We start from the raw sequence: 12,734 nt of genomic DNA, 5'->3' as shown, positions 1-12,734 counted from the left end.
CATTTGGTGCAAATGCATGTCGCGCAAGAATGCTGAGCGGCTTCGCCACGACGATATGCAGAAAAACAAAAACTTAAAGCGTGCTCGGCGCATCTGGAAGATCGCGGCACGCATTAAACGCTCCGGGCCCGACCTCTCCTGCGAAAAGGCCTTCTCACCGGGTGGCAAGACGGAAATAAGGCGCGCGTTCCGGGAGAATCGTGCCACGCCCTTGATGCCCGGCCCGGTGCACAATAAATGGGACGGGAAGGAAAGGCCAATTCATGCCCCAGACGATTGATTCCGCCGCACTCGAAACGCGGGCCGCAGAGCTCGTGGACCTTGCGAGAAAGGCGGGAGCCGATCAGGCCGACGCCGTCGTGCTCCGGGGCCGGTCGCGCTCCGTTTCCGTCCGCCTCGGCAAGGTGGAGGCGACCGACAGTTCCGAGAGCGACGATTTCTCGCTCCGCGTCTTCGTCGGCCGCCGCGTCGCCAGCGTTTCCGCCAATCCCGGCTTCGACCTGAAGGTGCTGGCCGAGCGCGCCGTCGCCATGGCCAAGGCCTCCCCGGAAGATCCGTATGCGACGCTCGCCGACGAGACCCGCATCGCCCGCGATGTTCCCGATCTCGACCTCTTCGACCCCAGCGAGATCTCCACCGAAGAGCTGACCGAACGCGCGCTCGAAGCCGAAGCGGCGGCCCTTGCCGTGCCCGGCGTCACCAAGACCAGTGGCGCCGGCGGCTCCACCGGCATGGGCGGCCTCGTGCTCGTCACGTCCAACGGCTTTTCCGGCGCCTATATGGGTACCCGCTTCAGCCTGTCCGTCAGCGCCATCGCCGGCGAGGGCACGAAGATGGAGCGCGACTACGACTTCGACAGCGCGCTCTTCCTGTCCGACCTGCGCGGTGCCGCCGATATCGGCCGCCATGCCGGCGAGCGCGCCGCCGCCCGCGTCAATCCGCGCCAGGTGGACACGCAGAAGAACGTCACCGTCGTCTTCGATCCGCGCGTCTCCCGCGGCTTTGCCGGCCACATCGCCGGCGCCATCAACGGCGCCTCCGTTGCCCGCAAGACGACGTTCCTCAAGGACAAGATGGGCGAGCGCATCCTGAAAGCCGGCATCAACCTGACGGACGATCCCCTGATCGTGCGCGGCTCCGGCTCGCGGCCCTTCGACGGCGAAGGCGTGACCGGGCGGAAGATGACCATGATCGAGGACGGGATCTTGCGGAACTGGTTCCTGTCCACCGCCACGGCGCGGGAACTGGGGCTGGAGACCAACGGTCGCGGCGCGCGCAGCGGCACGGCGGTCAATCCGTCCTCCACCAATTTCGCGCTGGAGCCGGGCGATATCTCGCGCGAGGATCTGATCCGCAGCGTCGGCACCGGCTTCTACGTCACCGAGCTGATCGGCCATGGCGTCAACATGCTGACGGGCGAATATTCCCGTGGTGCTTCCGGCTACTGGATCGAGAACGGCGAGATCGCTTTCCCCGTCTCCGAGGTCACCATCGCCTCCAACCTGAAGCAGATGTTCATGGCCCTGACGCTCGCAAACGATATCGATCGCAGCTACTCGGTCGCCGCGCCGACGATCGCCGTGGAGGGCATGACGCTCGCCGGAAAGTAAGGCCGGCCCGACGGCAGCTGCGGCGAAGACCGAAAGGCTGGGATGACGAAGCGGCCACCATGTTTTGGCCGCACTTCGCCTGTCTGACGCGGACATCGCCTGATACATCGCACGACCATTCGGAAAGGAAGCCCATGAGCGCCGACCATCACCCGCCGGATCAGTGGACCAGGGATCTGGACCTGATCACCACGGCAGCGATGGCCGCCGGCGAAAAGGCCCTGACCTATTTCCGCAAGAACCCGGATGTCCGCTACAAGAACGAGGACCGCTCGCCGGTCAGCGAGGCGGATTACGCGGCGAACGACATCCTCAAGGAACGCCTGCTTTCGGCCCGTCCCAATTACGGCTGGCTGTCGGAGGAGACGGACGACGACGAGGCGCGGCTCGGCTGCGACACGGTGTTCGTGGTCGATCCGATCGACGGCACGCGCGGTTTCATCGCCGGCAAGGATGTCTGGTGCGTCAGCGTCGCCGTCGTCCACAAGGGCCGCCCGGTCGCCGGCGTGCTCTACGCGCCGGCCCTCATCGAACTCTACCAGGCAAAGGACGGATCGGAGGCGCGCCGCAACGGTGTCGTCATCCATGTCGCCAGGCCGGTGGTAGACCAGCCGCTGCGGTTCGCCATCGCCGAGGACCTCTTGCCGAAGCTGAAAGCCGGCTACGGCAAGGATGTCGCGCGCGTCTCCCACGTTCCCTCGCTCGCCTATCGCATCGCGATGATCGCCGATGGCCGCATCGACGGGACCGTGGTGAAGAAGAACGCCCATGACTGGGATCTCGCCGCCGCCGATCTGATCCTGCAGCAGGCGGGCGGCGTGCTCACCGGTCTCGACGGCCGGCCCCTGACCTACAACCGTCCGAGCGTGCGCCACGACCTTCTGTGCGCAGCGGCGCTGCCGGCTCTGCCGGCCCTTCTGGACGCGTCCGCCGACCTGCACGGGCATTGACCTTTCCGGCTGGATGCCGCACATCACCAATCGAAAACAGCACGATAAGACGACGAAAAGAGGCGAAAATGACGGAAAAGAAGCAGCTGCTGCACATGGTCTTCGGGGGCGAACTGAAGACGCTCAAGGACGTCGAGTTCCGCGATCTCGACAAGCTGGATGTGGTCGGCATCTTCCCGGACTATGAAAGCGCGCTGCATGCCTGGCGCGGCAAGGCGCAGGCGACGGTCGACAACGCCCATATGCGCTACTTCATCGTCCACATGCACCGCCTGCTCGATCCGGGCCAGCTCTGATGACATTGGGCGGACGCGGCATGCGCGTGTCCGGGCCGTCGCGTCCCGCCCGCAGCGTCCTGCCCGGCAGGGCGCGCACGGAGTGCGCCAGATGACGCGCGTCTTCGCGCGCGCGGCGCTCTCCGGCTATCGCTGGGTCGGAACCGCGGTCTATCCCCTCGTCTGGTCCTACCTCGCCTTGCGCGCCGCGCGCGGCAAGGAAGATCGCGCCCGCCGGCAGGAACGCTACGGCTTTCCGAGTGCTGCCCGCCCGCAGGGGCCGCTGGTCTGGTTCCATGCCGCCAGCGTCGGCGAGACCATGTCCGTCATTCCCCTGATCAAGGAAATCCACCGCCGCGGCATCGCCGTCGTGCTCACCAGCGGCACCACCACCTCGGCGCGCGTCGTCGCCGAGCGGCTGGGCGATATCGCCATCCACCAATATGTGCCGCTCGACTTCAAGCCGGCCGTCTCCCGCTTCCTCGACTATTGGGAACCGGACCTTGCGATCATCGCCGAAAGCGAGATCTGGCCGATGACCATCATGGAACTCGGCAAGCGGCATATCCCGCAGATCCTCGTCAATGGCCGCCTGTCCGACCGCAGCTTCGCGCGCTGGCGCAAGCGCCCGAACCTGGCCGACGCCATCTTCGAGAACCTGGCGCTCGTGATCGCGCAGTCGGAAGCCGATGCCGAACGGTTCAGCGCGCTCGGTGCGCTGCCGGTCATGGTGTCGGGCAACCTGAAGGTCGATACCGACGCGCCGCCGGTCGACAGCGCCGTGCTCCGGCAATACCGACAGCAGATCGAGACCCGCAAGACCTGGGCGGCGATCTCCACCTTCGAGGGGGAGGAGGCCGCCGCCGGCTCCGTGCATCTGGCCCTCAAGGAGCGCAACGCGCTTCTGACCATCATCGTGCCCCGCCACCCCGAGCGTTGCGATGCGATCGAGGCCATGCTGGTCGCCAAGGGGCTGACCGTCGCCCGTCGCACCCGCAACGATCCGGTGACGCCGGAAACCGACATCCTGCTTGGCGACACCGTCGGCGAAATGGGTCTCTATCTCCGCCTGACCGATGTCGCCTTCGTCGGCCGGTCGCTGTTCGGGGAGGGCGGGCAGAACCCGATCGAGCCGGCCATGCTCGGCTGCGCCATCCTGTCGGGCGGCAACGTCCAGAATTTCCGCGAGACCTACCAAACGCTCGCCAAGAACGGCAGCGCCAAGATCGTGCGCGACACCGAGATGCTGGCCAAGGGCGTGCACTACCTGCTGACGAACGACGAGGTGCGCCGCAAGATGATCGAGGCGGGGCAGGAGGCGGTGCACGAGATGCGCGGCGCCCTGTCGGCGACGATCCGCGGGCTGGAGCCCTATATCAACCCGCTGACGGTGAAGGCCCGCTTGTTGCCGCGCGACGATGTCTAAGCAGGTTCCGTCCAACGGATCTACGGTTAAAACCTGCGATAAATCAATAACCTAAGCGGACGAATCGTTGGCTTGCCAACGAAAGTCTGCTCAGCGCAGTCCGGCCGGCGTCATCCGGCGCGTTTCAAATTCCGGGGAGACCGTCGAGATGAGCAAGGCACCGCTTCCGATACCGATCGCCGGCATCCTCTTCGACAAGGACGGGACGCTGCTCGACTATGCCAAAAGCTGGGTGCCGGTGAATTACGAGGTCGCCCGCATCGCATCGCGCGACGATGCGGATCTCGGTGCCACGCTGCTGCGTGCCGGCGGCATGGATCCGCAGACCGGTTTCGTGGCCGCCGACAGCCTGCTTGCCGCCGGCAACACGGCGGAGATCGCGCAAGGCATGGTGGAGGCCGGCGCGCCCTGGACGCGCGAGGCCCTGACGGATGCCCTCGACGACCTCTTCTCCCGCTCGGCCGCCTATGCCGTGCCGGTCACCGATCTCTCCGCACTGTTTGCGACCTTGCGGACACGCGGCTACAAGCTCGGCGTCGCCTCCAGCGACAACGAGGCCTCCATCCGCCGCACGGCCGAACGCTTCGGCTTTGCCGAATGCCTCGACTATGTCGCGGGCTACGACAGCGGCTACGGCGTGAAGCCGGAGCCCGGCATGGTCCATGGCTTCTGCGCGACGACGGGTCTCATCCCGGATCAGGTCGTCGTCGTCGGTGACAACAATCACGATATGCACATGGGGCGGAATGCCGGCGCCGGCCTCACCGTCGCGGTTCTGACCGGTACCGGCTCCCGCCAGTCGCTTGCCGCCGCCAGCGATCACTGCCTCGCCGACATCACCGAACTTTTGGCGCTCCTCGACCGTCACCCGCCGGCAGCACGGGGCGACGACCACCTGACGCTTGACGGGACGTCCTGATGGCATCGGAAGCGCCGCCCTTCTGGTGGGAAAAGCCCGGCTGGGCGGCGCGGGCCCTTGCCCCCGTCGCCTGGGTCTACGGGCGGATCGCCGGCCGCCGCATGGATCGCGCCCGCCGCTGGGCCGCGCCCGTTCCGGTCCTCTGCGTCGGCAACTTCACCGTCGGCGGTGCCGGCAAGACCCCGACCGCGATCGCCATCGCCAGGGCCGCCCGCGCTCGCGGCCTGAAGCCCGGCTTTCTCAGCCGTGGCTATGGCGGATCGCTGGATGTGACCACGCTCGTCGATCCCCACCATCACCGGGCGCTGGAGGTCGGCGACGAGCCGCTGCTGCTGGCCCGCGCCGCCCCCACCGTCATTTCGCGCAAGCGCATCGAGGGCGCGCAGCGGCTGGTGGCGGAAGGGGTCGATCTCATCATCATGGATGACGGCTTCCAGAGCGCGCGTCTCGTCTTTGACTATGCGCTGCTCGTCATCGACAGCCGCCGCGGCATCGGCAATGGCCGCCTTGTGCCGGCCGGCCCCGTGCGCGCGCCGCTCGGCCACCAGCTGCGCCACGCCTCCGCCCTTCTGAAGATCGGCCGGGAGACGACGGCCGATCCCGTCATCCGCACTGCGGCGCGGGCCGGACGGGCGGTCTTCGTGGCCGATATCGTGCATGAGGACGACGGTTCGCTGCAGGGCCGGCGTGTGCTCGCCTTCGCCGGGATCGCCGATCCTGAAAAGTTCTACCGGACGGTGCGCGAAACCGGCGCGGAGATCGTGACGACGCGCAATTTCCCGGATCACCATCATCTGGAGGCCGACGAGATCGCAGCCTTGCTCGACGATGCGGATGCTGGCGGCCTGCTTCTGGTGACGACCGCCAAGGACCGCGTTCGCCTCGATGCCACCCAAGGCGCGGGCCACGGTGCTGGCCACGGTATCGGCCATCAGGCGGATCGCACGGGCGAACTCGCGCGCGAAGTCCGCGTCATCGACGTCGAGATCGCCTTCGACGATCCCTCGGCCCCCGACAAGATGATCGCCGCCGCCCTGTCCGCCGCCCGCCACCGGCTGCTGCGCCGGAGCGGATCGTAAAGCGTTCTGTCGCGCCTGCGCCAGCCCCTCATCCCACTGCCGGGACCTTCTCCCCGCGCGCGGGGCGAAGGGACTTCGTGGCGCCGCTTTCACCTCACATCGAAACCCCAAGCAGGGCACGTCCCCTCTCCCCGCAAGCGGGGAGAGGGTCAGGTTGAGGGGCTATCGCAAAGGCTGGGGAGGCGCCGCCACAAAGGCTGACGTGCAACGAGCGCTACGGCGTAACCGAAGAGCCCGCATCTCCCGTCTGCCCGGGCAGGATCCCCGCGCGCTTGTCCGCATCGAAGGCGGCCTGGGCGTCGATATACGGCTCCTGCCGCGCCACGCTCCAGTAGCGCAGCTCCTCGACCGGGATCTCGCGTCCGGTGATGGCGCAAATGACGAAGGAGCCCGGCAGGATGACGTTGAAATCGCCGTCGAGATACCGGATTTTCGCAATCCTGTTGCCGCTGCCTTCGAACCGGTTCATCGTCTCTCATCCCCTGACTGATCGGCTCGCCCGAGCGGCCGAACCCTGTCCTGCCGCTGTAAACCTTCGCCGCGGCTTTTGCCAGCGGTCTCGCAAGGCCGGTCGGCCGGCGCGTTCGGCCGTCAGCTGCGCCCGAACAGGCGCTCGATATCGGCGAGCTTGATCTCGATATAGGTCGGCCGTCCGTGATTGCACTGGCCGGAGCCGGGCGTCGCCTCCATCTGGCGCAGCAGGGCATTCATCTCTTCCGGCCGCAGCCGGCGGCCCGAGCGCACCGAGCCGTGGCAGGCCATGGTGGCTGCGAGCGCCTCCAGCCGGCCGGCAAGGCCGTTGGCCGTGTCCCATTCCGCCAGCTCGTCGGCCAGCTGCCGGATGAGCCCCGCCGCATCGATCTCGCCCAGCATGGCCGGCGTCTCGCGCACGGCGACGGCGCCCGGGCCGAAGCGCTCGATGGTCAGCCCCAGCCGCGAAAGCTCTTCGGCATGCACCATCAGCCGGTCGCAGTCGTCCTCCGCGAGATCGACGATATCGGGGATCAGGAGCGCCTGCGCGGGCAGGGCCTTGGTCGAGAGCCCCTTGCGCAGGTTCTCGTAGACGAGACGTTCGTGGGCGGCGTGCTGATCGACGATCACGAGCCCGTCGCCCGTCTGTGCGACGATGTAGTTCTCGTGCAGCTGTGCCCGTGCGGCACCCAGCGGATGGTCGGGCAGTGCCGTCCCGGGCACCGTCGGTTCCGCTCCTGCCGATTCCGGCGCCATCCGTGCGGCGGGTACGAAGGATCCGAAGGCAGCCTGCGCGGCTTCGCCGAAACCACGGCCCTCCGTCTCCAGCGGCCGGTAGGGGGACCGGTCTGCCGACCAGAGGGCCGACGGCGCCTGCCCGTACGCGGTCTGGCCGCCATAACCGCCGGGGGAGCGGGGGGCAGAGGCGAAACCCGTGGCGGCGAAACCCGCGGCGGCAGCACCCTGCGGCCGGAAGGCATCCATCAGGCCGCGCGCGCCGAGCGTCGAGGACCGGTCGCCATCGACCGCCAGCGCTTGGCGGATGGCGCCGACGATCAGGCCGCGCACGAGGCCGGGGTCGCGAAAGCGGACGTCCGATTTCGCCGGATGCACGTTCACATCCACCAGCGCCGGGTCGATCGTGATCGACAGGACCGCGACGGGATAGCGCCCATGCGGAATGGTTTCGGCATAGGCGCCGCGCAGGGCCGAGAAGATCAGCTTGTCCTGGACCGGCCGGCCGTTGACGAACACATATTGGTGCAGCGAATTGCCCCGGTTGAAGGTCGGCACCCCGGCAAAGCCGGTCAGCCGCACCGCGTCACGCTCCGCGTCGATCTCGATCGCATTGTCGCGGAAGTCGCGGCCGAGCACCTGGGCGATGCGCGCCAGACGGTCGTCGCCGGTCGCGGGAAATTCGAGCGTCGTGCGGTCGGGACCCGACAGCAGGAAGCGCACGCCGGGAAACGCGATCGCCATGCGCCGCACCACCTCGGAAATCGCCGCCGCCTCGGCCCGCTCCGTCTTCATGAATTTCAGCCGGGCCGGCGTGGCGAAGAAGAGGTCGCGCACCTCCACCACCGTGCCGTGGTTCGCCGGTGTCGGCCGCACCGCCTGCACCACCCCGCCATGCACGGCGATTTCGGCGCCATGGTCGCTGCCGGCCGGGCGGCTCGCGATCGTCAGGCGCGCGACGGAGCCGATCGAGGGCAGTGCCTCGCCGCGAAAGCCGAGTGTGCGGATGTCGAACAGGCCGCCGCCGAGCTTTGAGGTGCAGTGCCGCCGCACCGCGAGCGCCAGATCGTCCGGCCCCATGCCGCAGCCATTGTCGACCACGCGCAGCAGCGTCTTGCCGCCGCCGGCCGTCGCGATCTCGATGCGGGTGGCGCCGGCGTCGAGCGCGTTCTCGATCAGCTCCTTGGCAGCGCTCGCCGGCCGCTCGATGACTTCGCCGGCGGCGATCTGGTTGATGAGCGTTTCGGAAAGGAGGGTAATGGCCATGGTGCATTCTCCGCCATTCCCGCGTCGCCGCCAAGGACTGGATGGCCGAGGGACCGGGATATCCCCTGCGCGATCCGGACGGGGACGGGAAGGGCAGGGACAAAGCGCGGGCTTTCGGGGCTTAAGGGTGCATTAAGCCCGCTGTGGCATTGTCGGTAATCGGGTTGCTGCATATCTCCTGCGATCGAGGTGGGTGTCAGGAGAACGTGACGCAGCTGGTGCGATGCGCGACAGCGAAGCCGAATGCGTCACAGGCGGCGCCTGGCGATGTAAGGCAGACGGAACGGTCGCGAGGACACCGGATGCTGCCGGGGGAGGAGCATGCGGCGTCGGCGTTGCCGGCGATGACGCCCCCCCGACGCGACGGACGAAAGAGTGTCGCAGCCAGGCCCGTTTCCGGGCCGCGGCTGCGCCGGAGCGATCGCGATGCTGACCGCGCGCTCCCGGAAAGAACGCCACGCCCGGTCAAGGGTCGTGACGTCGGCATGTTCCCGTCAATGTAATGTCCGCCAAGGACTGTGAGGCCATGCATGAGTGATGTCGCGTCATCTGGCGCAGCTGTCCAGCTCTCTCTGCTGGAAGCGGTTTCGGATGCGCTGGGCCTGGCCGTCTTTGTGTGCGATCGCAACGACGAATTGATCTTTGCCAGCAAGCCGATCCAGCAGTTCTACCCCGTCGAGGATCGTTTCCTCGCACGCGGCACCCGGCTGCGCGATTTCCTGGGCGCCGTCTTCGACCTCGGCGTGCGTTCGGGAACGGCGACGGAGCGCAGCCGTCGGCGCGTCAACCGTGAGGAATGGATTTCCGAGCGCGTGTCCCTTCACTGGCGCGAACGCTATGATGTGGTGGAGCGCATCGCCCGCCAGCGCTGGATCAATGTGCGCAAGCGCCGGCTGGCGAACGGTCTCTGCGTCGTCTCTCTCACCGAAGTTTCCGAGCAGAAGAAGAAGGACGAGCAGATGCAGCTCGACCTCGAGCGCATGGAGATGACGGAAAGCATTCTCGACAGCCTGCCCAACCCGATCTGCGTCAAGGACCGGAGCCTCAATTACATCGGCGTCAACAAGGCCTTCTGCGACCTGCATGGCATGACGCCCGACCAGATTCTCGGCCGCTCCGTCTGGGATCTCATCGAACCGGAACTCGCCGAGAAATTCGAAACGTCCGATCGCATGGTGCTGGAAACCGGGCGCGAACATCGCCTGCCGGAGCAGGCCGTGCGGGCCAACGGCGACGATTGCTGGCTGGTGACGCACAAATTCCGCGTGGGCGACGCGCAACGCGGCCTGCTCGTGACCTGCATGAACGACGTCACGGACATCGTCGTCGGCTATGACGACGGCGTTGTCTCGCCGGAACTGGCCAAAAGCCTCGCCATCGCGCGATACGAGGCCTTCGAGCCGGCACAAAACTGCCACGACCCCTATCAGGCGCTCGATCTGCACGTTCTGGCCCAGACCGCGCAAACGCCGACGCCGCAGGACATGACGCCGCCGCTGCCGGCAACCGAAACCGCAACGTCCGGCGTCACCGGTCGCATCCTCGTCATGACGCCGGAGAGCGGGACGGAGGCGCGCCTGCTCTCGGCATTGTCGAAGCGTGGCCACGAGGTCTGCGCCCTGCGCTCCGCACCGGAAATGACGACGTTTCTCGAGGCCATCCGCGAGGCGAAGCTCTCGCTCGACCTCGTTCTCATCGATCCCGCCCTTCGGGAGCTCACGGCGACGCTGGACAGGGCTGCCGGTCCGCCGGGCATCGTCTTCGATCCGGCAGGCCCCGAGGCAGCCCTTGCGGCGGAGATCGAGGCTCTGCTGACGGCCGGCGACACCGCCGCGCGCCTGCCCGAGCCCGCAGAGCCCGCCGCCACCCTGCAAGCGCCCGCCGATTGGGATATCGTCCTGCCCGTCACCAAACGTCCGACCTCCGATATCGATGTGCTCGTCGCCGAGGACAACGAGATCAACCAGTTCGTCTTCTCCCAGATCCTCGAAGGTCTCGGCTTGTCCTACCGCATCGCCGTCAATGGCGAAGAGGCCGTGCGCTTCTGGCAGCAGTTCCGCCCGCAGCTCATCTTCATGGACGTGTCCATGCCGGTCATGAACGGTTTCGACGCGACGCGGGCCATTCGCGCGGCGGAAGAGCGCCTGTCGTTTCGCACGCCGATCGTCGCCGTGACGACGCAGGCCCTCGATATCGACCTGGAACATGCACGCGCGGCCGGCATGGACGACCATATCGTCAAGCCGATCAGCCCCGACATGATCGAACGCGTGCGCAACCGCTATCTCGAAAGCGGTAACGATTATCGCCAGCAGCGCTGATGCGCGTGTTGCGATAGTGCGAGATTTCGTACATCCGCAGATATGTAATCTGTCGTTTTTCTTCACATTCTTGCAAGTGTCACGAGAATTAGGGATAGAGACTGTTGTGATTTCTTAAGGGTGTGGTTCCATGGTCCATGCGGTCAGCGTGCCGACCGAAATATGCAGGACCTCCGCAATGGATCAGGACGAAACAGCTTCGCGCCAGAAGGGACGGTCACGCCGTGCCGGGTCGAGCCAGCCGGAGCGGCAGACAAGCATGCCGCAGCGTCGCCATGATGTCTCCCCGGACAGCGGCCGGCATGACCTCGGCAGCGTCGTGACCGAACGTTACCCGCGCGATCTCCATGCCCTGGCCTTCGTCGATCCCCTGACGGGCCTCGGCAATGCGAACCGGCTGCGGGAAAAGGTTCTCGAAATCGCGACGGAACGCGCCGCCGATCCCGCGCCGTTCACGATCGGCCTTGCCAATCTCGACGGTTTCAAGCCGCTCAACGACCTCTTCGGACATCCCGCGGGCAACGAGATCCTGTGCCAGGTGGCGCACCGGCTGGAAGCCTGCATGCCCGACGGCTCGACCGTCATCCGCATGGGCAATGACGAGTTCGCCTTCGTGTTGCCGCTCGTCTTCGAGCGCAAGGCCGCCGAGAAGATGGGCCATATGCTCAAGGAGGTGCTGCAGGCACCGTTCGAACTGGCCGAGCGTACCGTGCGTCTCTCCGCCTCCTTCGGTTTCGCGGTTTACCCCTTTGCCGGCGAGGCCTATGACGACCTCCTGAAGAGTGCGGATACCGCGCTTTATCGCTCCAAGCGCCGTGGCCGCGGACAGATCACCGTCTACTCCCAGGAAATCGCGCAGGAGATGCGCCGCGCGACCTTGCTGGAGCAGGCACTGCGCAATGCGATCATTGCCGATGAGATCGACGTGCATTTCCAGCCGATCGTCAGCCTCGACACGGACACGGTGGTGGGGTTCGAAGCCCTGGCGCGCTGGTGCGACAGCGATCTCGGCTATGTCTCGCCCGCCATCTTCGTGCCTCTTGCCGAAGAGCGCGGCTTCATCGATGCGCTGTCGGAGACATTGTTGCGCAAGGCGGCCGAAGCGGCCCTGCTTTGGCCGAAGGAGCTGTTTCTCTCGTTCAATCTGTCCTCGGCCCAGCTCATGGATCTCGCGACCAGCAGCACGGTGCTCGCCATCATCCATCGCGTCGGCCTCGACCCGCGTCGCCTGGAACTCGAGATCACCGAAACGGCGATGATGCGGGATGCCGATATGGCGCAGAAAATCGTGCAGGAACTGCGCGATGCCGGCGTGCGGATTTCGCTGGACGATTTCGGCACCGGACAGTCCAGCCTCGGCCGCCTGCGCGACTTCACCTTCGACAAGGTGAAGATCGACCGATCCTTCGTCTGCCGCATCGTCAATGATCGCGCCTCCGAACATATCGTCAAGGCGATCGTGACCATGTGCGACGGCCTCGGCCTCGAGGTCGTGGCGGAAGGCATCGAGGACTTCGCCGAAGCGCTGATGCTCAAGGGGCTCGGCTGCGGCATGGGGCAGGGGTATTTCTACGGAAAACCGGCCGATGCCACCGCCACCCTGCGGTACCTGCGCGATCGCTATCGCGACCTGGACACGAAGCGCCCCGTCGCCATCTGATCGACGGGAGCGTCTGGACAAA

Annotated in this window: 11 protein-coding genes; 9 read left to right on the top strand and 2 right to left on the bottom strand. The window is 66.6% G+C overall.

What is annotated here, in order from left to right; all coding sequences use genetic code 11:
• The first annotated feature begins 16 nt into the window (after window positions 1-16).
• From LRX75_RS18760 to lpxK, 7 genes are all read left to right on the top strand, one after another.
• Window positions 17-280, top strand: a complete 264-nt coding sequence (locus LRX75_RS18760) for a hypothetical protein (RefSeq protein ID WP_231816192.1) — start codon at window positions 17-19, stop codon at window positions 278-280.
• Window positions 264-1,610, top strand: a complete 1,347-nt coding sequence (locus LRX75_RS18755; protein ID WP_231816191.1) for a TldD/PmbA family protein — start codon at window positions 264-266, stop codon at window positions 1,608-1,610. Before LRX75_RS18760 ends, LRX75_RS18755 begins: the two co-directional genes overlap by 17 nt.
• A gap of 134 nt (window positions 1,611-1,744) precedes the next feature.
• Window positions 1,745-2,560, top strand: coding sequence for a 3'(2'),5'-bisphosphate nucleotidase CysQ (locus tag LRX75_RS18750; protein ID WP_231816190.1), 816 nt, complete (start codon window positions 1,745-1,747; stop codon window positions 2,558-2,560).
• A gap of 68 nt (window positions 2,561-2,628) precedes the next feature.
• On the top strand, window positions 2,629-2,856 hold the full coding sequence (locus LRX75_RS18745; RefSeq protein WP_110726796.1) for a DUF4170 domain-containing protein: 228 nt from the start codon (window positions 2,629-2,631) through the stop codon (window positions 2,854-2,856).
• 91 nt (window positions 2,857-2,947) lie between these two features.
• A complete protein-coding gene (waaA, locus tag LRX75_RS18740; protein WP_231816189.1) occupies window positions 2,948-4,261 on the top strand; it encodes a lipid IV(A) 3-deoxy-D-manno-octulosonic acid transferase in 1,314 nt (437 codons plus the stop codon).
• A 148-nt stretch (window positions 4,262-4,409) separates the two neighbouring features.
• Window positions 4,410-5,180, top strand: a complete 771-nt coding sequence (locus LRX75_RS18735; protein WP_231816188.1) for an HAD family hydrolase — start codon at window positions 4,410-4,412, stop codon at window positions 5,178-5,180.
• A complete protein-coding gene (gene lpxK / locus LRX75_RS18730) occupies window positions 5,180-6,259 on the top strand; it encodes a tetraacyldisaccharide 4'-kinase (protein WP_231816187.1) in 1,080 nt (359 codons plus the stop codon). Before LRX75_RS18735 ends, lpxK begins: the two co-directional genes overlap by 1 nt.
• 214 nt (window positions 6,260-6,473) lie before the next feature.
• Here the strand turns inward: lpxK and LRX75_RS18725 are convergent, their stop codons facing one another.
• Window positions 6,474-6,728, bottom strand: coding sequence for a DUF2093 domain-containing protein (locus LRX75_RS18725; RefSeq protein ID WP_113151851.1), 255 nt, complete (start codon window positions 6,726-6,728; stop codon window positions 6,474-6,476).
• Between the two features lie 122 nt (window positions 6,729-6,850).
• Window positions 6,851-8,731, bottom strand: a complete 1,881-nt coding sequence (mutL, locus tag LRX75_RS18720; protein ID WP_231816186.1) for a DNA mismatch repair endonuclease MutL — start codon at window positions 8,729-8,731, stop codon at window positions 6,851-6,853.
• Window positions 8,732-9,261: 530 nt separating this feature from the next.
• On the opposite strand from mutL, the gene LRX75_RS18715 reads away from it, so the two are divergent.
• Entirely contained in the window at window positions 9,262-11,052 is a 1,791-nt protein-coding gene (locus LRX75_RS18715) for a response regulator (RefSeq protein WP_231816185.1), read from the top strand.
• Window positions 11,053-11,230: 178 nt separating this feature from the next.
• The gene (locus tag LRX75_RS18710) at window positions 11,231-12,712 is read left to right on the top strand and encodes a putative bifunctional diguanylate cyclase/phosphodiesterase (protein ID WP_231816184.1); all 1,482 of its coding nucleotides are present in this window, start codon (window positions 11,231-11,233) and stop codon (window positions 12,710-12,712) included.
• Window positions 12,713-12,734 lie beyond the last annotated feature (22 nt).

The sequence above is a fragment of the Rhizobium quercicola genome, assembly GCF_021168455.1.
Taxonomy (GTDB): domain Bacteria; phylum Pseudomonadota; class Alphaproteobacteria; order Rhizobiales; family Rhizobiaceae; genus Ferranicluibacter; species Ferranicluibacter quercicola.
Note: the sequence above shows the minus strand (reverse complement) of the source record. Positions and strands in the feature narration are given on the sequence as shown.